The organism is Thauera sp. WH-1, from assembly GCF_047806685.1.
Taxonomy (GTDB): domain Bacteria; phylum Pseudomonadota; class Gammaproteobacteria; order Burkholderiales; family Rhodocyclaceae; genus Thauera.
The window spans coordinates 26,669-46,046 of record NZ_JBLQGP010000014.1 but is presented as its reverse complement, the minus strand read 5'-3'; the positions used below and the strand labels follow the sequence as shown (position 1 = coordinate 46,046).

The 19,378-nt window shown below is 71.6% G+C and carries 16 protein-coding genes; 9 read left to right on the top strand and 7 right to left on the bottom strand.

Annotated elements, in window-relative coordinates; translation table 11 throughout:
- Positions 1-84 precede the first annotated feature (84 nt).
- On the bottom strand, positions 85-1,413 hold the full coding sequence (locus ACMV5O_RS14195; protein WP_416164063.1) for a tetratricopeptide repeat protein: 1,329 nt from the start codon (positions 1,411-1,413) through the stop codon (positions 85-87).
- Between the two features lie 185 nt (positions 1,414-1,598).
- Between ACMV5O_RS14195 and ACMV5O_RS14190 the strand changes: the two genes are divergently transcribed.
- Positions 1,599-2,555: an AraC family transcriptional regulator gene (locus tag ACMV5O_RS14190; protein ID WP_416164062.1), complete on the top strand. Its 957-nt coding sequence runs from the start codon at positions 1,599-1,601 to the stop codon at positions 2,553-2,555.
- 151 nt (positions 2,556-2,706) lie between these two features.
- Positions 2,707-3,501 carry a caspase family protein gene (locus ACMV5O_RS14185; RefSeq protein WP_416164061.1) on the top strand — a complete coding sequence of 265 codons (795 nt, stop codon included), beginning with the start codon at positions 2,707-2,709 and terminating at the stop codon, positions 3,499-3,501.
- Positions 3,502-3,522: 21 nt separating this feature from the next.
- Here ACMV5O_RS14185 and ACMV5O_RS14180 read toward each other — a convergent pair whose 3' ends face one another.
- The 3 genes from ACMV5O_RS14180 to ACMV5O_RS14170 form a co-directional block, all read right to left on the bottom strand.
- Positions 3,523-4,194 (bottom strand): esterase/lipase family protein, encoded by a 672-nt coding sequence (locus ACMV5O_RS14180; RefSeq protein ID WP_416164060.1) that lies wholly within the window; start codon positions 4,192-4,194, stop codon positions 3,523-3,525.
- 52 nt (positions 4,195-4,246) lie between these two features.
- Positions 4,247-5,146, bottom strand: coding sequence for an LOG family protein (locus tag ACMV5O_RS14175; RefSeq protein WP_416164059.1), 900 nt, complete (start codon positions 5,144-5,146; stop codon positions 4,247-4,249).
- A 94-nt stretch (positions 5,147-5,240) separates the two neighbouring features.
- On the bottom strand, positions 5,241-6,251 hold the full coding sequence (locus tag ACMV5O_RS14170) for an alpha/beta hydrolase family esterase (RefSeq protein WP_416164058.1): 1,011 nt from the start codon (positions 6,249-6,251) through the stop codon (positions 5,241-5,243).
- Positions 6,252-6,559: 308 nt separating this feature from the next.
- Between ACMV5O_RS14170 and ACMV5O_RS14165 the strand changes: the two genes are divergently transcribed.
- The 4 genes from ACMV5O_RS14165 to modC are packed head-to-tail and all read left to right on the top strand — an operon-like array spanning position 6,560 to position 9,351.
- Positions 6,560-6,787, top strand: a complete 228-nt coding sequence (locus ACMV5O_RS14165) for a TOBE domain-containing protein (protein WP_416164057.1) — start codon at positions 6,560-6,562, stop codon at positions 6,785-6,787.
- A 33-nt stretch (positions 6,788-6,820) separates the two neighbouring features.
- Complete coding sequence (gene modA, locus ACMV5O_RS14160; protein ID WP_416164056.1) at positions 6,821-7,582, top strand: molybdate ABC transporter substrate-binding protein; 762 nt, start codon at positions 6,821-6,823, stop codon at positions 7,580-7,582.
- Between the two features lie 9 nt (positions 7,583-7,591).
- Positions 7,592-8,281, top strand: a complete 690-nt coding sequence (gene modB / locus ACMV5O_RS14155; protein ID WP_416164055.1) for a molybdate ABC transporter permease subunit — start codon at positions 7,592-7,594, stop codon at positions 8,279-8,281.
- Positions 8,278-9,351 (top strand): molybdenum ABC transporter ATP-binding protein, encoded by a 1,074-nt coding sequence (gene modC, locus ACMV5O_RS14150; RefSeq protein WP_416164054.1) that lies wholly within the window; start codon positions 8,278-8,280, stop codon positions 9,349-9,351. The genes modB and modC overlap by 4 nt, the downstream gene beginning before the upstream one ends.
- 61 nt (positions 9,352-9,412) lie before the next feature.
- Here modC and recD read toward each other — a convergent pair whose 3' ends face one another.
- Together recD and ACMV5O_RS14140 are read right to left on the bottom strand one after the other, a co-directional pair.
- Positions 9,413-11,440 (bottom strand): exodeoxyribonuclease V subunit alpha, encoded by a 2,028-nt coding sequence (gene recD, locus ACMV5O_RS14145; protein WP_416164053.1) that lies wholly within the window; start codon positions 11,438-11,440, stop codon positions 9,413-9,415.
- Complete coding sequence (locus ACMV5O_RS14140) at positions 11,437-15,414, bottom strand: UvrD-helicase domain-containing protein (RefSeq protein ID WP_416164052.1); 3,978 nt, start codon at positions 15,412-15,414, stop codon at positions 11,437-11,439. Before ACMV5O_RS14140 ends, recD begins: the two co-directional genes overlap by 4 nt.
- Before the next feature lie 169 nt (positions 15,415-15,583).
- Between ACMV5O_RS14140 and ACMV5O_RS14135 the strand changes: the two genes are divergently transcribed.
- On the top strand, positions 15,584-16,600 hold the full coding sequence (locus ACMV5O_RS14135) for a sulfate ABC transporter substrate-binding protein (protein ID WP_416164051.1): 1,017 nt from the start codon (positions 15,584-15,586) through the stop codon (positions 16,598-16,600).
- Between the two features lie 42 nt (positions 16,601-16,642).
- Here ACMV5O_RS14135 and ydfG read toward each other — a convergent pair whose 3' ends face one another.
- Complete coding sequence (gene ydfG / locus ACMV5O_RS14130; RefSeq protein ID WP_416164050.1) at positions 16,643-17,389, bottom strand: bifunctional NADP-dependent 3-hydroxy acid dehydrogenase/3-hydroxypropionate dehydrogenase YdfG; 747 nt, start codon at positions 17,387-17,389, stop codon at positions 16,643-16,645.
- Positions 17,390-17,609: 220 nt separating this feature from the next.
- Here ydfG and ACMV5O_RS14125 point away from each other — a divergent pair, with 220 nt between their 5' ends.
- Together ACMV5O_RS14125 and ACMV5O_RS14120 are read left to right on the top strand one after the other, a co-directional pair.
- Entirely contained in the window at positions 17,610-18,077 is a 468-nt protein-coding gene (locus ACMV5O_RS14125) for a CoA-binding protein (protein WP_416164049.1), read from the top strand.
- 15 nt (positions 18,078-18,092) lie between these two features.
- Positions 18,093-19,373: an O-acetylhomoserine aminocarboxypropyltransferase/cysteine synthase family protein gene (locus tag ACMV5O_RS14120; RefSeq protein ID WP_416164048.1), complete on the top strand. Its 1,281-nt coding sequence runs from the start codon at positions 18,093-18,095 to the stop codon at positions 19,371-19,373.
- The last annotated feature ends 5 nt before the right edge of the window (positions 19,374-19,378 follow it).

Sequence of the window (19,378 nt, the reverse complement as noted above, 5' to 3'; positions counted from 1 at the left end):
CACCGCTGGCGATAGGGCGCGCATGAGGCCTTGGCGGCCCGCGCCTGCCGCTCGGCGCGGCGGGCCGGGCTGCCGGCGCCGCGCTCAGGCTGCCGCCCGCAGTGGCGCGGCGCGCTGCAGCAGGAGCCGGGTCAGCGGACTGTGCGGCCGGGTGCCGACGCGCTCGTTGCACAGGGCCAGCGCGAGCGCCTGCTGGCCGTCGCGCAGCGCCGCCTCGATCAGCGTCAGGTCGAGCACGCTGCGCTGCGCATGGCTGCCGCCGAAGCGGTGGGCGATCTCGCGCACGTCGCGGATCAGGCGCACGGTGTCATCGTAGCGCCGCTCGCCAAAGGCGCGGATCGCCTGCGTCAGCGGCTGGCCGACCTCGCGCGTGAAGGCGGCGTTGTCACCCTCGCCCGCCATCGCCGCGCGCTGCGTCTCCAGCACGGTGTCGACCAGTTCGAGGCGGCCCGCGGCAACGAAGGCCATCGTCGCGTGCACATCGTTGAAGACATAGTTGCCCGCGGCGGCCAGCGGCTGCCAGTCCTCGGCCAGGCTGTGCCAGCGCGTGCCGACGTCGATGCCGCGCAGGTGCAGGCGCCACAGCATCGCCGAGGCGTCGATCATGTCCAGGATCACGGTCGAGCGCTCGCCGCGGATCGGCCCGTCGTACAGCGCCAGCACCTCGTCGATCTCGCCCAGTTCGAGGTGGTAGAGCGCGAGATGCCACCAGTTATGCACGCGGAAGAAGCTGTCGGTGGACCACGCCGCGGGGTCGGCGCGCATCCAGGCGATGCCCTCGCGCTCGCGGCCCTGCATCTCCATGACGTGGGCGACCGCGTGCTGGGCCCAGCCGTCGCGCGGCTCGATGCCGACGGCGGTGCGGCCCTGCGCCTCGGCGCGGGCATAGTCGCCGCACTCCTCGAGGCCGAAGGCATGCATCCCGAGCAGCACGTGATAGCCGGGCGTGGCCTTCGACCAGGCGGGCAGCGCGCGCGCGATGCGGTCGCGCAACAGGCGCGCGTTGCCGACATAGAAGTCGATCAGATGCCCGGCCTGCAGGGCGAGCAGGTCCAGTGGATCGGCCACGCTCACATCCTCGAGGATGCGGCCCGCGCGCCGCCAGTGGCCGTCCAGCACGGCCGCCACGGCCGCGATATGGCCGCGCTCGCGCGCGTTCGACGGCAGCGCCGCCGCGCTGGCAAGGCTGGCGCGGGCGACCGGGATGGCCTCGGGCTCGGTCCCGAGCAGGTGCAGCCAGGCCTTCAGCACGTGCGCCATGACGAAGTCCGGCCGTTCGCTCAGTGCCGCATCGACGCTGGCCACCGGATCCTCGATATAGCAGTGGAACTGGCGCAGCGCCCGCGCGTAGTGGGCCGCGCTGCGGGCGTCGGCGCCGGTGAGGGCAAGGCCGCGTTCATCCTGGATGTTCATGTGTCGTCTCCTTGGGGTCGGGGTGCGTCTGCGCGGCCCGCCGGCAACGAGGGCTGGCGGTGCGTGCGCGCAGTGCTAAGGTAAGTTCATGCCGAGGCGCGCACCATGACCGCGACGCCGGAAGTCTTGACCGTGACGCCGGCGGACACGAAAGCGCCACGAGGAGGACAAAGGGGGTAAGGACCTTGGATGCGCTGTCCGATGTGTTTGCAGCCGTCCGGCTGTCGGGCGGCGTGTTCCTCGATGCCGAGTTCACCGCACCGTGGTGCGTGTCCTCGCAGGTCGGGCCCGAGGAGTTTCCGCAGGGCGTGATGCCGGCCCATCTGATCGCCTATCACTACGTGGTGGCCGGGCGCATGCATGTGCAGGTGGGCGATGCGGCGCCGCTGAGCGTGGAGGCCGGTGAGATCGTGCTGCTGCCGCGCAACGATGCCCACCTGCTGTCGAGCGCGCCCGGCTTGCGACCGAGCACGATCGACGACCACCTCGAGCCGCCGGCCGGCGGCAGCCCGGCGATGCTGCGCATGGGCGGCGGCGGCGAGGCGACACGCATCGTGTGCGGGCTGCTCGGCTGCGACGCGCCGCATAACCCGCTCGTCGCCACCTTGCCCGCCATCCTCAAGCTGGCGATGCGGGACGGCACCGGCGGGGCCTGGATCGAGACCTCCTTCCGCCATGCGGCGGCGGAGTTCGCCGCCGGCGGCGTCGGCTCGGCGGCCGTGCTCGGCAAGCTCGCCGAGCTGCTGTTCGTCGAAGCGGTGCGGCGCTACCTCGACAACCTGCCCGCCGACCAGGCCGGATGGCTCGCCGGCCTGCAGGATCGGGTGGTCGGTCGCGCGCTCGCGCTGCTGCACGCGCGCGTCGCCCACTCCTGGACCACCGAGGCCCTGGCGCAGGAGGTCGGCCTGTCACGCTCGGCCTTCGCCGAACGCTTCAGCGCCCTGGTGGGCACGCCACCGATGCACTACCTGGCGAACTGGCGCCTGCAACTGGCAGCCCTGCGCCTGCGCGACAGCCCGGCGTCGACCGCGCAGATCGCCTACGAGGTCGGCTATGAGTCCGAGGCCGCCTTCTGTCGCGCCTTCAAGCGCCATTTCGACACCACCCCGGCGGCGTGGCGCAAACGGCAGGACGCTGGATAGGCCGGCCGATGGCCAGCGGCGCGCGGCGCGCACGCCTCATACATCTCCAGCTGGCAGCGGGGCAGAGCGGCCACTATGCTGAAAGGGTCCGCCGGGGCACCGCCCGCACGGCCCCCTGCCCACCCACCCACGTCGCCTCGAGGAGATCACCATGGCCAAACGCGCGCTCTGCATCGGCATCAACGACTACCCCGGCACCGACAGCGACCTGTCCGGCTGCGTCAACGACGCCCGCGACTGGAGCGCCATGCTGCAGGGGCGCGGTTTCGTGGTCCAGACCCTGTTCGACGCCCAGGCCACCCGCGCCGCCATGCATGACGCCATCGAGTCCCTGGTCGGCGGGGCCAAGAACGGTGACACGATCGTGTTCACCTATTCCGGCCACGGCACCTGGGTCGAGGACGAGGACGGCGACGAGCCCGACGGCCGCGACGAAGGGCTGTGCCCGTACGACATCGGGACGGCCGGCCCGCTGCTGGACGACGACCTGCGCGCGCTGTTCGACCGCCGCGCCACCGGCGCACGCCTGATCCTGATCGCCGACAGCTGCCACTCGGGCTCGGTGCATCGCGGCGACGACAGCGCGCTCGACGCCGGCGGCCCGCGGCCGCGCTTCATGCCGCCCGAGGTGTGGATGAAGGCCGCCGACCTGCCCCATGCCCCGCGCGCCTCCTCGCTCACGCTGATCGGCGGCATGCGCCGCGCCGGCGGCGACCTGCTGCTGGCCGGCTGCCGCGACGAGGAGTTCAGCTGGGACACCAGCTTCGGCGGCCGCCCCAACGGCGCGTTCAGCTACTACGCGCTGAAGACGCTACGCGAGCAGCAGCCGAGGAACTACGAACAATGGCACGCGGCCATCCGCAGATACCTGCCGTCGACCCGGCTGCCACAGGAACCGCAGATTGCCGGCACGCGCACGGCGCGCAAGATGCCGATCTTCGACTGAACGAGGCGCCGGGGCCACCGCTCAACCGCCCGCCTTGCCCGGCGCCGCCAGCCCCAGGCCCGGGTGCTCGAAGCAGCCGTGATCGAGGAAGTGCAGCGCCTGGCGCAAACAGGCGGCCGACCACAGCATCTGCATGTGGGTGACGGACAGCACGATGTGGTCGCGTGCGCCCGCCCAGCGCGTCTCGCTGACGCTCACCATGCCGTCATTGGGCTTTTCCATGCCGGGCACCAGGCGACCGAGCCCGAGTGGGCGGTCGCCCGCGATCACGCCGACCGGATAGCCCGGTTCCGCCGTCGGCACGGGTCGCGCCAGCCACTGCGGCAGCGCACGACCGAGCGCGTGGCGCAGCAGTGGCAAACCCAGGATCACGCGGGCGGAGCCGGAACCGCAGATCGGTGAACCGAGCAGCACCGCGCGCTGCACGGCGGCGGGGCGATGGCGGGCGAGCATGTTCAACACCACCAGGCCGCCCAGACTGTGCCCGACCAGATGCAGCGGGCGCGGCGCGAGCGCCTCGAGGCGGGCCGCCAGCCCGTCGGCGGCCTCATCCAGCGCGCCGCGCAGCGAGCGGTAGGAGTAGGTGTGGCTGATGCGCCCCATGCGCCGCAGCCGATGACGGTGCAGCGCGAACACCCGACCGTGCATCCACAGCCCATGCACGAAGACGATGTCGGGCACGTTGTCGCTCATGGCCGCCGGGGGGGCGACGCCGCGCAGCTCATCGCCTGCAGCGCCGCGCGCCTCAGCTGCCTCTCACCTGGCGCGCGGTGAGCGTAGGGTTGTCGCCGCTATAGGCCGCCTTGATCGCGTCCCAGGCCTCCTCGGCGGTTTCGGCGTAGTGAAACAGGTTCTTGTCCGCCGGGCTGATCACGCCGTGCTCGACCAGCACGTCGAAGTCGATCAGGCGCTGCCAGAAGTCGCGCCCGATGAGCACGATCGGACGACGGCGGATCTTGCGCGTCTGGGTGAGCGTCAGCACCTCGAACAGCTCGTCGAGCGTGCCCAGCCCGCCGGGGAAGCTCACCAGCGCCACCGCCCGCATCAGGAAGTGCATCTTGCGGATCGCGAAGTAGTGGAACTGGAAGCACAGCTCGGGCGTGATGTAGGGGTTGGGCGCCTCCTCGAAGGGCAGGAAGATGCTCATGCCCATGCTGCGCCCACCGGCCTCGAAGGCGCCGCGGTTGCCCGCCTCCATGATCCCCGGGCCGCCGCCGGTGGCGACGATCACCGGCTCGCCCAGCGCCTCGGATTCGCGCGTCACCAGCGCGCTGAAGCGGCGCGCCTCCTCATACCAGCGCGCGTTCTTCACCATCTGCCGCGCGCGCCCGATCGCCGCCTCGTCGCCGCTCGCCACCGCGTCGCGCAGCATCGCATCGGCCACTTCCGGCGCCTTGAAGCGCGCACTGCCGAACACCACCACGGTGGACTCCACCCCCTGTTCCTGCTGCACCAGCTCGGCCTTCAACAACTCGAGCTGCAGCCGCACCGGGCGCAGCTCGTCGCGCAGCAGGAACTCGGTGTCGGTGAACGCCATGCGGAAGGAGCTGCCCGGCCGGTCGTAGGGCGAATGCGGCTGGGCAATGCGGGCCTCGTCCTCGGCAGAGGGGAAGTTGCGGGCACGGATGGGGGGCTTGTCGCTCATGGGGAAGTCCTTTTGTGCGGGTGCAACATGATGGCAGCGATTCGAGACGGTGGCGAGACCACCGCGCCAGCTTCAAGTCGGCCGGCACAGGCGATCACGGCGAAGCCGGCCGGCCCTCGCGCAGGCGCTCGGCAACGAAGCGCCAGATCAGGCGCGCGGCGTCCGGCCCGCGTGGGTCGCTGAAGAGCTGGCCGCCATCGCCGCCACTCCACGCATGCCCCAGACCCTCGACCTCGCACAGGCGCGCGCGCAGCCGGCGCCCGCAGCGGTAATCGCTGACCGTCATCGCCAAGCGCTGCCCGCGCTGCACGCGGCGCGGCGCGGCGGCACGCGCACCGACCGCCTGCGCCCAGTCCTCGACTGCGTCCCGGCCATTGCGCGCGGCCACCACGTGATCGTCCCGACCATGGATCACAAGCAGGGGCGGAAGGTTGTCCGGCAAGGGCGCGCCCGCCTCATGGCGCCGACCGCTCATCGCCGCCAGCGCGCCGGCAGCCGACTGGGCGCGCCCCGGCGGCACGCCGGCGTGCATGGCCACCGCACGAAAGCGCGTGGGATAGCGGACGGCGAGCAGGGCCGCCATGCTCGCGCCCGCCGAAAAGCCCGCCACCGCCACCGCCTCGGCATCGACCGGGTACAGCAGGCAGACCTGCTCGATCGCCTGCATCAGCGTGGCCGCCTCGGCGTCGGCGTGACGGCTGCGCGTGTCGTACCAGTTCCAGCAGCCCTGCGGATTGGCGCTGCGCTCCTGCTCGGGGTAGAGCACCAGGAAGCGCTCACGCACGGCGACCGGGTTCATCCGCGTGCTCTGGCCGAACTGGCTCGCCGTCTGGCCGCAGCCGTGCAGCATCACCAGCAGCGGCAGGCGCTCGGCCTTGCCCACACCCTGCGGACGAAACAGGTGAAAGCGCCGCAAGCCCGCCGGGCCGACGGCCTGACCGGCGATCCAGTCGCCCTTGCCCGCGGACGGCGCGCGGTGATGGGCAACGGCCTTGGCCGAACGCCGCATCATGTCGCCGGCCGCACGTTGTCCGGCGCGCAGCATCGAGCGCGTCACCTTTTGCAGGGCGCGCGTGAGCGCGGCGCTGCTGCGGCGGCGGCTCATGGAATGCGGTGTCTCATGGCGTTGTTCCTCAATGCCGGTCAGGGCCGTCACGTCGGGCGGAGGCGCGCCGCACGGGGCGGACAGACGCAAGGTCGCACTCGCCGCGGCTCAGTCCCTGACGCCCAGTATGACCTGAGATGCCTTGATGGCAACCGTCACCGGCCAGGGCGAGCTCGCGCTACACCGTGACGCGGCCAGGCTGCAGCGCGACGACCCAGCCCATGAATACCTTGGGTGCGCTGCCCCTTACGACTCCCAAGCTTGATGGCGAACAGCCACTATTTTTATATACTCGACCGCCTATCAAGTTGAAGACATGGCGGGTGGCGGTGCTGCTGGCGACTGACACCACGCTGCGCCTGAGTGCACGCAACCAGCTCTGGGGCGAGGTGTGCACCATCCACGAGGGGGCGGTGAATGACGAGGTGAGCCTGCTGCTGCCGTCCGGCAGGAACGTGACCGCCGTCATCACCCATGGCAGCCGCGCCTGCGCCATCTTCGACTCGTCCAGCGTGATCCTGGCGACCTATGACTGACCCCCATCGTGCTTGACCACCAGGCGTCCTGAAATGAAACCCCGCCTCCGTACCCTCGCTCTGCTCGCCCTCGCCCTGCTGCCCGGCCTGAGCGCGGCGGCAGAAATCAAGGTCGCCGTCGCAGCCAACTTCCACGGCACGCTGCACAGGCTTGCGCCGCAGTACGCTGCGGCCAGTGGCCACACGCTGACGCTGAGCTCGAATTCATCCGGCGCCTTCTACACCCAGATCGTCAATGGCGCCCCCTTCGACGTCTTCCTGTCGGCCGACAGCGCTCGCCCCGAGCAACTCGAGCGGGAGGGGCATACCGTCGAAGGCAGCCGCTTCATCTATGCGATTGGTGTCCCGGTGCTGTGGAGCGCCACCGCAGGCGTGGTCGATGGCGAGGGCAAGGTACTGCGCGAGGGCAAGTTCCGCCATCTGGCGATTGCCGAACCGCGCACCGCACCCTACGGGCTGGCCGCGCAGCAGGTGCTGACCAGGCTCGGCGCATGGGACGCGCTCGAGCGTGATGGCAGACTGGTCAAGGGCAACTCGATCGGGCAGACCCACAGCCAGGTGGCCACCGGCGCGGCCGAACTGGGTTTCGTCGCGCTCGCCCAGATCAAGACCCCGGCAGGCATTGCAGGCTCGCACTGGATCCCGCCGGCCGACATGTACACCCCGATCGCGCAGGCCGCGGTGGTGCTCAAGCGCGCCGACGACCTCGAGGCCGCCAGGCACTTCGCACACTGGCTGCGCAACGATCCCGTGGCCCGCAAGGCCATCGAGGACGCCGGCTACGGGCTGGAGTAAACACGCCGCATGCAGCTATCCGCCCAGGACCTGACGGCGCTGTGGATCACCTTCAAGCTGGCGGCGGTCAGCACTGCCATCCTGATCGTGCTCTGCACGCCGCTGGCCTGGTGGCTCGCGCACACCCGCTGGCGGGGCAAGACCCTGGTCGAGGCCGTGGTGGCCCTGCCCCTGGTGCTGCCCCCGACGGTGCTCGGCTTCTACCTGCTGCTGCTGCTCGGGCCGCGCGGCGCGGTCGGCCGTTTCTTCGAGGACCTCGGCGTCGGCCACCTGGCCTTCACCTTCACCGGGCTGGTGATCGGCTCGATGATCTACTCCCTGCCCTTCGTCGTGCAGCCCCTCCAGAACGCCTTCGCAGCCACCGGCCAGCGCATGATGGAGACGGCGGCGACCTTGCGCGCCTCGCCCCTCGACCGCTTCCTGACGGTGTCGCTGCCGCTCGCCCGGCGCGGCTTCCTCACCGCCGCGGTGTTGTCCTTCGCCCATACGCTGGGCGAGTTCGGCGTGATCATCATGGTCGGCGGCAACATCCCGGGACGCACGCAGGTCGCCTCGATCGCCATCTTCAACCACGTCGAGGCGCTCGACTTCGCCTCGGCGCATGCGCTGTCTGCCATCCTCGTCGTGCTGGCCTTCACGATGCTGCTGGCGGTGTATGCGATCAACCGCCGCTTCAAGCTGGTCGGAGTGGCGCAGTGAGCATCGAATGCCGCTTCCGGCTCGACCGCGGCGAGTTCGTGCTCGACGTCGACCTGTCCCTGCCCGCACGCGGCGTCACCGCCCTGTTCGGCCCTTCCGGCTCGGGCAAGAGCACCCTGCTGCGCTGCGTGGCCGGGCTCGAGCACGCGGCAGGCGGTCGCCTGGTGGTCGCCGGCAGCGTGTGGCAGGACGGCAAGCGCTTCATGCCCACCCACAAGCGCCCGCTGGGCTACGTGTTCCAGGAGGCGAGCCTGTTTCCGCACCTGAACGCGGCCGCCAACATGCGCTACGGCATGCGCCGCACCCCGGCCCGCGAGCGCCATGTGGGCTGGGACGAGGTGGTCGAACTGCTCGGCATCAGCCATCTCCTCGGGCGCATGCCCGACGCCCTGTCCGGCGGCGAACGCCAGCGGGTGGCGCTCGCCCGCGCGCTGCTCACCAGTCCGCGGCTGCTGCTGATGGACGAACCGCTCTCCGCCCTCGATCACGCCCGCAAGCAGGAGATCCTGCCCTATCTCGAACGCCTGCACGACGAGCTCGACATCCCGGTGCTCTACGTCAGCCACGCCCCCGACGAGGTCGCGCGACTGGCCGACCATGTGGTGCTGATGGACGAAGGCCGCGTGCTCGCTAGTGGCGGGCTGCAGGCGACGCTGGCGCGTCTCGACCTGCCGCTGCTGGCCTTCAGCGAAGACGCCGGCGTGGTGATCGAGGCGCAGGTGGGCGCACACGACCCCCATTACCACCTCACCCGCCTGGACTTCCCCGGCGGCGAGGTCTTCGTCGCGCGGCGCGCGGAAGCGCCCGGCAGCCGCCTGCGCTTCCGCGTCCATGCGCGCGACGTCAGCCTCGCCCTCGACAAGGTCGAGGGCACCAGCATCACCAACCTGCTGCCGGCCACGGTCAGCGCCATCGCCGGTACGAACCACCCGGCCCACGTGCTGGTGCGCCTGGAGGCCGGCGGCACGCCACTGATCGCCCGCATCACCCGGCGCTCGCTGGAACAGCTGCGGATCGAGCCCGGCATGCGCCTGTGGGCGCAGATCAAGGCGGTGGCGCTGCTGGGCTGAACGCAGCCGCCCGCCTCCCGCCACTTCGAAGCCCGCCCGCCGCGCCCCCTTCAGCGTCCCCTCAGCGCCCTTCGAGCCGCGCTCGCAGGCCGGAACTGCGCAGCGTCGGCCGCGCGCAGGCGTCGATGAACACCGCGCCCGGTCCGGCCAGCGTGACCCGGCGTGCGGCGCGGGTGACGCCGGTGTACAGCAGTTCGCGACTGAGCACGCGGGCCGACTGCGCCGGCAGCACCATCAGTACCTCGTCGAACTCCGAGCCCTGGCTCTTGTGCACCGTGAGCGCGAAGGCGAGCGCGTGCTCGGGCAGGCGCAGCGGCGCGACACGGCGATAGCCGCCATCGGCCTGGGGGAAATGCACCGCGAGCTCGCCGCGGTCGTCCGCCAGGCAGAGGCCGACATCGCCGTTGTAGAGCCCGAGCAGGTAGTCATTGCGCAGCACGATCAGCGGGCGACCGGCATACCAGGGCGAGGCGGCGCCGGCCTCGGGCGGCAGGCCGAGCGCCGCGCGCAGGCGACGCTCGAGGTGGGCGTTGAGGGCCGCCAGGCCGCGCCCGCCCCCATGCACGGCGACCAGCACGCGGAAGCGGTCGAAGGCGGCGAACACGGCGTCGAGCGCGCTGCCCGGCATGGGCCCGACGCCCCGCCCGCGCGCCTCGAGCCGCCCCCCCGGCCCCGCTGGAACGGCAGCCGACGCCAGGCCCCGCACGGCAGCGAAGTAGGCGGCGTAGCCGGCCTCGATCGCGGCCACGGTCTCGGCGGCGGGGCGCGCCTCGTCATCGTCGATCCAGGCCGCATCGGCGTCCGCCGCGGCACGCAGCCAGTCGAGCGCGGCCTCGCCACGGCCGGCGCGGATATCGGCCGCAAGCCGGCCGATGCCGGAATCGGCGCGAAAGCGGTGGCTCTCGCTGAGCCACACCACGCAGTCCTGCAGCGGCGCAGCGGGGACGCCCGCGCCCTCCACGGGCCTGCCAGCCGATGCAGCCTGCACCGTCCCTGCAGCCGCGACAGCCCGATCGGCGCGCGTGCCTGCTCCCGCTACCGCCCCCCCATCGGCCGCCACCTCATCGGCCACCACCACCCCGAGCGCGGCGCAGCGCGCGCGCAGGCCGGCGCCGAACACCTGCTGCGCCGACAGGTCGGCGAACACCGCGCCCGCCTCCACCGCGGCGAGCTGGTCCTTGTCGCCGAGCAGCACCAGGCGCGCCCCCGCGGGCAGGGCGTCGACCAGGCGGGCGGCGAGCGCGAGGTCGAGCATCGAGGCCTCGTCCACCACCAGCACGTCGAGTGCGAGCGGATTGCCGGCGTGGTGGCGGAAGCGGCCAGGCTCGGGGGTGACGCCGAGCAGGCGGTGCACGGTGTAGGCCTCGCCCGGCAGCAGGGCGCGCAGGTGGGCCGGCAGCGCGGCCGCGCGCCGGCGCAAGGCCTCGAGCATGCGCGCCGCCGCCTTGCCGGTAGGCGCGGCGAGCGCGATGCGCAACGCCGGCTCGGCGTCGAGCAGGCAGGCCAGCAGGGCGGCGACGGTGGTGGTCTTGCCGGTGCCGGGGCCGCCGCTGACCACGGTGAGCCGGCTGCCGAGGGCAAGGGCCACGGCCAGCTTCTGCCGGTCGGGGCGGCCGTCGGCGCGCGGCGGGAACAGGCCGTCGAGCAAGGCCCGGTCCACCGCCACCGCGGCCGCCGGCGCGGCGGCGCGCGCGCGCAGCGCGGCGGCGAGCGCGCACTCCTGGTCGAAGTGGCGGCGCAGGTAGAGGCGGCCGTCGGCGTCGAGCACCAGCGGATGCGCCGAAGCACCGGTGCGCGTCGCCTGCGCCGCGGCCACCACCCCGCTGTCGAGCAGTGCCGCGCGCAGGCTGGGCACGTCGTCCGCCGCGGCCGGCGGGGCGTTGAGCGCTACCAGCGGCACGCAGACATGGCCGGCGGCCGTGGCGCGGGCGAGCGCCAGCGCGGCGCATTGCAGCGGCGCCCGGCTCGCCGCGGGCGCGCCGAGGCTGGCCGCCCAGTCGAGCAGGTGGCGGGCGAAGCCTTCGGCGAGGTCGATCTCGGCCGGCGGCAGGCTGTCGAAGCGGAGGGCGGTGGATGCTGTCGTCGTCATGCCTCGATCGCCTCGAATGGGGCGGGCGCCGCGGCGACGAGCCGATCGAGGGCGAGGACGTCGGCCTGTGCCGCACGGTGGTGGAACACGCCGCAGGGCTGGCCGTCGAGCTGCCAGTGCGGGCGCACGCCGCGCACGAACAGATAGAGCACGCCGCCGAAGTGCCTCGCGTAGTCGTAGCCCGGCAGGCTGCGCTGCAGATGGCGGTGCAGCGCCAGGGTGTAGAGCAGGTGCTGCAGGTGGTAGCCGTGGGCCTGCATCGCGGCTTCCAGGCGAGCGGGTGCGTAGTCCTGCGGCGTGTCGCCGAGGTGGTTGGACTTCCAGTCCAGCACCCAGTAGCGGCCCTCGTGCTCGAAGACGAGGTCGATGTAGCCCTTGAGGTAGCCGGCGAGGTCCTTGAAGTCCAGCCGTGGCGCGCGGTAGCCGCGCGCGGCCAGCCAGGCGTTGAGCTGCGCCGCGCCAAGCCCGGGCGCGGGCAGGTGGAAGCCGAGTTCGACGCGGCGGCGGGCGGCGGTGACGCCATCCAGGCGCAGGCTCGCGCCACCCGCCGGCGCCAGCAGCGGCGTGGCGAGCACGTCGTCGAGCATGCGCCGCAGGCGCTGCGGCTGGCGCGCAGCCTCGAGTGCGCGCTCGCGCTCACCCAGGGTCGCGGGCGGGCGTTGCGGGTGGGCCTGCAGCGCGGCGACGATGGCCGCCTCCCAGCCCGCCGGGTCGCAGAAGTCGATGGCCTCGAACAGCGCATGCAGGCAGTCGCCTGCCACCGGGCCGCGCGGGAAGCGCAGGATGTCATCGGCGGGGATGGGCTGGACGGTGCGCGCCGCGTGCGGAACGGCGTCCGGCGCGCCGGGCGGGCTCGGGTCGGCGGCCGACAGGGTGCCGGGGAAGGTCTCAGCAACGGCGTCGTCCGATGCGGCAAGGTCCGGATCCGCTTCTGCCTCGACGGCTTCCGCCCCGTCCGTCGCAGGCACGGCCAGCGCCCGGGCATCATGGTCGCGCGCCGCCAGCTCGTGCGCTGCGCCCGAGATCAGCGCGCTGAAGCTGCCGATGCGCCAGCCCGCGCCCACCTGCGGCGGACGCTGGGCGCGCGGGCGCTGGGCGGCGGCGGACTGCGCCGCGAGTGCCTCGGCCTCGCCGCTCGGCAGATCGTCCAGGCGCATCACCGGCCGGCCTTCGTGTTGCGCCGCGGCCACCAGCGCGCGCCACTGCGCGTCGATATCGGCCGGGCTCCGCTTGTGGGCGTCCCACTGCGCCGGGCTCATGCCGGCGCCCGCCGCCATCCAGTTGAGCAGGCTGCGCCCGCCCTCGCTGTGGCTCATCGACTTCCCTCTCACGCTGGCATAGCTGCCCACCACCAGGTAGCAGCGCTGCACGGCACGGGTGAGCGCGACGTAGATCAGGCGCAGGTCCTCGGCCTGGCGCTCGCGGCGCAGGCGGGTGGCGATCTCCTTGGCATCGGCGGGGTCGGCACGGTAGTCGAGCACCAGTTCGCCGTCGTCGTCATGCCAGGCGCGCATCGGCCCGTCGCTGCCATTGCGGCTGTAGCCGTCGAACAGGAAGGGACAGAAGACGATGCCGTACTCCAGGCCCTTGGCGCGATGCACCGTGACGATCTGCACCAGGTTGCGGTCCGACTCCAGGCGCAGCTGGGCGGCCTCGCCGCCGCGGACGTCGGCACGGCGGCTGGCGAGGCTGCGCAGCAGCACCTCGGGCGAGGCCTGGTCGGCGGATTGTTGCAGCAGCTCGGCCAGGTGCATCAGGTTGGTGAGGCGGCGCTCGCCGTCGGCGCGCGCGAGCAGGCGGGCGGCGACGCCCGCATCGCTCATCCACTGCCGCAGCATCACGCCAAAACCCCGCGCCAGCCACAGCTCGCGCCAGCGCGCGAAGGCCTCCAGGCTCGCGAGCAGGGCCGCCTCGTCGGCCGCCAGGCGGGCGAGCGCGGCGGCGTCATGGCCCATTGCCGAGGTGGCGAGCGCGGCCAGCACGCGGCGTTCGCGGCCGGGCTCGGCGATCGCCAGCAGCACGCGCTCGAGCTCCTCGGCGTCCTCGGTGTGAAAGACGCTGGCCTGCGACAGCTCGACGCTGCCCACACCCGCCGCCGCCAGCGCCTGCCGCATGCGCGCGCCCTGGCGATGGCTGCGCACCAGCACCGCGATGTCGGCAGGCGCGAGCGGCCGCTCGCCGATGCGGATGCGCCCGGCGGCGCCGGCCGCGATCAGGCGCGCAATCTCGGCCGCGCTCGCGCGTGCGGCACGGTCCAGCGCCTCGGCACGCGCCAGGCGCACGCCGCCCGCATCCACCGCCACCCCGTCGTCCTCGGCGTCCCGGCCGTCGCCCTCCGCTGCGCCTGCCGCCAGCGTCTCGTCGCGCGGGATGCGCCACAGCCGCAGCGGCGGTCCGGGGTCACCCGGCGCTGCGCCGCCCTCCCCGGCCTCGGTAGCGTCGACCAGCGGCGTGCGCGGCCGGCTGCCGGCGCCGACCTGCACGTAATCCAGGCCGGCCATCATGAACACTGCCGGGTTGGCGCCGAACAGCCGGTTGCAGGCCTCGATCAGCGCCGGCGCCGAGCGCTGGTTGTGGGCCAGGGTGTAGCGCGCATCGGCCCGCTCGCGCGCCATCAGATAGGTGAACAGGTCGGCGCTGCGGAAGCTGTAGATCGCCTGCTTGGGGTCGCCGACCAGGAACAGCGTGCCGTGGCGGCCCTCGGCGCGGTAGATGCGGTCGAAGATGCCGAACTGCAGCGGGTCGGTGTCCTGAAACTCGTCGATCAGCGCCACCGGATAGCGCGCGTGCAGCGCCGCCGCGAGCCAGGGCTGGGCGCCGCCGTGCAGCGCCTGGTGGGCGTTCCACAGGATGTCGTCGAAGGCGATCTGGCGCTCGTCGCGCTTGCGCCGGCGCAGTTCCGCCGCGCCCGACTCGATGCAGCGCCGCAACAGGCCCGCGCGCAAGCGGTCGAGCAGGGCATCGACCTCGGCGCGGGCGATGAGCAGCTCGGCGGCGGCATCGAAGAAGGCATGGGTGGGTGGCGCCAGGCCGCGCTTGAGGGCGTCCTTCTTGCTGCGCGCGAGCAAGGTGTCGGCGGCAAGCAGGCCGAGCTTGTGGTCCTTGGGCAGCGGCGCGGAGACGTCGTGCGCGCCCAGCCACTGCGCCCACTCGGCGCCCGCGCGCGCCACCGCATCGGCCTTGTAGCTGTTGGCGTTGAGATGCTCGAGGCTGGCCAGCACACGCTCGACCGCGGCCTCGCGCTCGCCGGCCAGCGCACGCGCCACGGCCCAGGCCGCCTCCAGGCGCGCCTGCGCAGCGTCGACCGCGGCGGCACCGCCGCCATCGTCGGCCGCGTGCGCCGCCTCGTCCCACAGCACGCGGGCGAGCGGGCGCGCCATGTGGCGGCCGAAGATGTCCGCCCAGGCATCGGGGCTGTCCCGGCGCGCCAGCAGGTGGGCGGCGAGCGCGGCCGGCAGCGCGCCGCCGGCGATCTCACGGCGCCAGAAGTCGCGCACCACCTCCAGGCGCAGCGCGTCGTCGTCCTCGACCAACTCGAGCGCATAGGGCAGGCCGGCGGCGAAAGGCGTGTCGGCGAGCGCGCGCTGGCAGAAACCGTGAATGGTGAAGATCGCCGCCTCGTCGAAGACTTGCAGCGCATGGCGCAGGCGCGTGCGCATCTGCCCCGCGTCGAGGCCGCGCGCCTGCACCGTCTCGATCAGGCGCGGCACGAAGGGGTCGCCCCCGGGGGCGCCACCGTCGAGCACGCGCAGGGTCTCGACGAGACGGTCGCGGATGCGGCCCGACAGCTCGGCGGTGGCGGCCTTGGTGAAGGTGACCACCAGCAGCGACTCCACCTCCAGGCCGCGTTCGAGCAGCAGGCGCAGGTAGAGGCCGCAGATGTTCCAGGTCTTGCCGGTGCCGGCCGAGGCCTCGACCAGGCGGACGCCATCGAGCGGGCAGTAGAAGACGTCGAGTTCGGCGGCGGCGGACATGGCGGCGATGGTAACGGAGGGCGGCACTGCATGCAGCAGTCAGGGCTGGCGTGAGCAGCACGCGGGCGCCGCGTGAAACGAATAAGCAATGCGTTTTTTCTTGGTTCAGGTCGCCAGGCCGGACAGATAGATTTCGTCCATTACCGACACCCCAGGAAGGAGCAAGACCATGAAGTTCAGCCCGATCCGACGCAGCCTGCTCGCCCTCGCACTCGCCACCGGCCTTTCCAGTGGCCTCGTTGGCGGCGCCCAGGCGCAGACCACCTTGCTCAACGTGTCCTACGATCCGACACGTGAGCTCTACCAGGAATTCAACCCCGAGTTCGCCAGGCACTGGCAGGCCCAGACCGGCGAGACGGTGACGGTGCGCCAGTCGCACGGCGGCTCGGGCAAGCAGGCGCGCTCGGTGATCGACGGCCTCGACGCCGACGTGGTCACGCTGGCGCTGGCCTATGACATCGACGCCATCGTCGAACACGCGGGCAAGCTCGCGCCCGACTGGCAGAAGCGCCTGCCGCACAATGCCTCGCCCTACACCTCGACCATCGTCTTCCTGGTGCGCAAGGGCAATCCGAAGAACATCCAGGACTGGGACGACCTGATCAAGCCGGGCGTCGAGGTCATCACGCCGAACCCCAAGACCTCGGGCGGCGCGCGCTGGAACTACCTGGCGGCCTGGGGCTACGCGCTGCAGAAGTACGGCCGCGAGGACAAGGCGCGTGAATACGTGACCGAGTTGCTCAAGCACGTGCCGGTGCTCGACCCCGCCGCCCGCGGCGCCACCAACAGCTTCGTCCAGCGCGGCCTGGGCGACGTGCTGCTGGCCTGGGAGAACGAGGCCTTCCTGTCGATCAACGAGCTGGGGCCGGACAAGTTCGAGATCGTCGTGCCCTCGGTGTCGATCCTGGCCGAGCCGCCGGTCGCCGTGGTCGACGCGATCGTCGACAAGCGCGGCACGCGCAAGGTCGCCGAGGCCTATCTCGAATACCTGTACTCACCAGTCGGCCAGAAGCTCGCCGCCAAGCACTACTACCGTCCGGTCAAGCCCGAGCTGGCCGACGCCGAGCACGTCGCCCGCTTCCCCAAGGTGAACTTCATCACCATCGAGGACCTGGGCGGCTGGCAGGCGGCGCAGAAGAAGCACTTCGCGGACGGCGGCACCTTCGACCAGATCTACGCCAGGTAAGGCGAGGCGCTCCCACCGGGGGCGGGAGCGCCTGCGCGCACCTCAGCCCCGATGCACCGACAGGCCGGCAAAGGACTGGGCCACGGGCATGAGCTCGATGGTGTTGATGTTGACGTGGGCCGGCCGGGTCGCGATCCAGTAGACCGAGTCGGCAATGTCCTCGGCGGTGAGCGGCTGCACGTCCGCATACACCTTCGCCGCCTTGTCGTCATCGCCGTGGAAGCGCACGTTGGAGAACTCGGTACCGCCGCACAGCCCGGGCTCGATGTCGGTGACGCGGATGGCGGTGCCGAGCAGATCGGCGCGCAGGTTGAGGCTGAACTGGCGCACGAAGGCCTTGGTCGCGCCATACACGTTGCCACCGGCATAGGGCCAGCGCCCGGCGACGGAGCCCATGTTGAAGACATGGCCGCGGTTGCGCTCGACCATGCCCGGCAGCAGCGCCCGCGTGACCTGCACGAGTCCGGTGCAGTTGGTGTCGATCATGGTCTGCCAGTCCTCGAGCGCGGCCTTATGGGCAGGCTGCAGGCCGAGTGCGAGCCCGGCGTTGTTCACCAGCACATCCACTTCGGCAAAGTCCGCGGGCAGCAGGGTGGGCACCGCGGCAACCGCATCGCGGTCGCGGACATCGAGTTCCAGCGCCAGCAGCGCGTCACCGAGCTCGGCGGCAAGCGCATCCAGGCGGTCCTTGCGGCGCGCGGTGGCAACGACGCGGTGGCCGCCCTTGACGAAACTGCGGGCGATGGCGGCGCCGAAGCCGGCGGAAGCACCAGTGACGAAGATGATCATGAGGGAAGTCCTGAAGGGAATGACATGGGTTGCGCCACGGCCGGATCACGGCACGGGCGCACGAGGGCCGGATGGTAGCCAAGCCTGATCCAATGCAAAAGACGCCGGGCAGACGCCGCCTGCGTGGCGACACGTCCGCATTCCTCACTGCAATGGGTATCATGCCGGCATTGACGCCCGCCTCCCCCGGGGTGTGAACACTGACCTGAAGGGTATGAACATGAGCGACATCCAGACCCTGCGCCGGGTACTCCGCGAATCCAGGACCATCGCCGTGGTGGGACTGTCGGCCGACTGGTTCCGGCCGTCCTACTTCGCCGCCAAGTACATGCAGGAGCATGGCTACCGGATCATTCCGGTCAATCCGAAGTACGCCGAGATCCTCGGCGAGAAGTGCTATCCCGACCTGGCCTCGATCCCCGAGCCGGTGGACATGGTCGATGTGTTCCGCAAGTCTGCAGACGCCCTGCCGATTGCCGAGCAGGCGATCGCCATCGGGGCGAAGTCGCTGTGGCTGCAGATCGGCGTCATCAACGAAGAAGCAAAGCGAAAGGCCGAGGCGGCGGGCCTCACCGTGGTGATGGACCGCTGCGTGAAGATCGAATATGCCCGCCTGTTCGGCGGCCTCGGCTGGTTCGGCGTCAATACCAAAGTCATTTCCGCCCGCCGCCCCCGCTGGCTTCCCTGATCCAGGACCCCGACCATGGCAGACCATCAGTTCGGCTTTGATACCCTGTGCCTGCACGCCGGCCAGATCCCCGATGCGACCACCGGCAGCCGCGCCGTCCCTATCTACCAGACCACCTCCTACGTCTTCGACAGCCCTGAGGAGGCGGCCAGCCTGTTCAACCTGCAGACCTTCGGTAACGTCTATTCGCGCATCTCCAACCCCACCGTGGCGGTATTCGAGGAGCGCATGGCCGCACTCGAAGCCGGCCGCGCCGCGCTGGGCACCGGCAGCGGCATGGCGGCGCAGATGATCGCGCTGCTCAATATCTGCGAGGCGGGCGACCAGATCGTCGCCGCGCGCACGCTGTACGGCGGCACCCACACCCAGCTCGACGTCAATTTTCGCAAGCTGGGCATCGACACCGTGTTCGTCGACCCCGACACGCCCGAGAGCTTCGCCCGCGCCATCACCCCGAAGACCAAGGCGATCTACGCCGAGACCCTGGGCAATCCCTCGCTCAACGTGCTCGACCTGGAGGCGGTGGCGCAGATCGCCAACGCCGCCGGCCTGCCGCTGTTCATCGACAACACCTTCGCCAGCCCCTATCTGTGCCGCCCCTTCGAGTGGGGCGCGGCCATCAGCGTGCATTCGGCGACCAAGTTCATCGGCGGCCACGGCACGACGATGGGCGGGGTGATCGTCGAGTCGGGCAAGTTTCCCTGGGACAACGGCCGCTTCCCGACCATGACCGAGCCCTCGCCGGGCTACCACGGCGTGCGCTTCTTCGAGACCTTCGGCGATTTCGGCTTCACCATGAAGTGCCGCATGGAGGGCATGCGCACCTTCGGCCCGGTGCTGTCGCCGTTCAACGCCTTCCAGCTCCTGCAAGGCCTGGAGACCCTGCCGCTGCGCATGGACCGCCACTGCAGCAGCGCGCTCGCCGTGGCCCGCCACCTCGAATCGCACCCCAAGGTGGCCTGGGTCAATTACCCCGGGCTGGAGAGCAGCCCCTACCACGCCCTGGCGCAGAAGTACCTGCCCCGCGGCGCCGGCGCGGTGCTCAGCTTCGGCATCAAGGGGGGTGCGGCCGCCGGGCAGAAGTTCATCGACTCGGTGGAGTTCCTGTCCCATCTGGCCAACATCGGCGACGCCAAGACCCTGGTCATCCACCCTGCCTCCACCACGCACCGCCAGCTCTCCGAGGCGCAGCAGGTGGCCGCCGGCGTGCCGCCCGACCTGATCCGCCTGTCCGTTGGCCTGGAGACGCTGGACGACATCCTGTGGGACATCGACCAGGCGCTGGCGAAGACCTGAGGAAG

What these genes read in the sequence shown, in the direction of transcription:
- ACMV5O_RS14195 (WP_416164063.1), bottom strand. Translation starts at nt 1,413, where the DNA reads ATGAACATCCAGGATGAACGCGGCCTTGCCCTCACCGGCGCCGACGCC.
- ACMV5O_RS14185 (WP_416164061.1), top strand. Translation starts at nt 2,707, where the DNA reads ATGGCCAAACGCGCGCTCTGCATCGGCATCAACGACTACCCCGGCACC.
- ACMV5O_RS14180 (WP_416164060.1), bottom strand. Translation starts at nt 4,194, where the DNA reads ATGAGCGACAACGTGCCCGACATCGTCTTCGTGCATGGGCTGTGGATG.
- ACMV5O_RS14175 (WP_416164059.1), bottom strand. Translation starts at nt 5,146, where the DNA reads ATGAGCGACAAGCCCCCCATCCGTGCCCGCAACTTCCCCTCTGCCGAG.
- ACMV5O_RS14170 (WP_416164058.1), bottom strand. Translation starts at nt 6,251, where the DNA reads ATGAGCCGCCGCCGCAGCAGCGCCGCGCTCACGCGCGCCCTGCAAAAG.
- modA (WP_416164056.1), top strand. Translation starts at nt 6,821, where the DNA reads ATGAAACCCCGCCTCCGTACCCTCGCTCTGCTCGCCCTCGCCCTGCTG.
- modB (WP_416164055.1), top strand. Translation starts at nt 7,592, where the DNA reads ATGCAGCTATCCGCCCAGGACCTGACGGCGCTGTGGATCACCTTCAAG.
- recD (WP_416164053.1), bottom strand. Translation starts at nt 11,440, where the DNA reads ATGACGACGACAGCATCCACCGCCCTCCGCTTCGACAGCCTGCCGCCG.
- ACMV5O_RS14140 (WP_416164052.1), bottom strand. Translation starts at nt 15,414, where the DNA reads ATGTCCGCCGCCGCCGAACTCGACGTCTTCTACTGCCCGCTCGATGGC.
- ACMV5O_RS14135 (WP_416164051.1), top strand. Translation starts at nt 15,584, where the DNA reads ATGAAGTTCAGCCCGATCCGACGCAGCCTGCTCGCCCTCGCACTCGCC.
- ydfG (WP_416164050.1), bottom strand. Translation starts at nt 17,389, where the DNA reads ATGATCATCTTCGTCACTGGTGCTTCCGCCGGCTTCGGCGCCGCCATC.
- ACMV5O_RS14125 (WP_416164049.1), top strand. Translation starts at nt 17,610, where the DNA reads ATGAGCGACATCCAGACCCTGCGCCGGGTACTCCGCGAATCCAGGACC.
- ACMV5O_RS14120 (WP_416164048.1), top strand. Translation starts at nt 18,093, where the DNA reads ATGGCAGACCATCAGTTCGGCTTTGATACCCTGTGCCTGCACGCCGGC.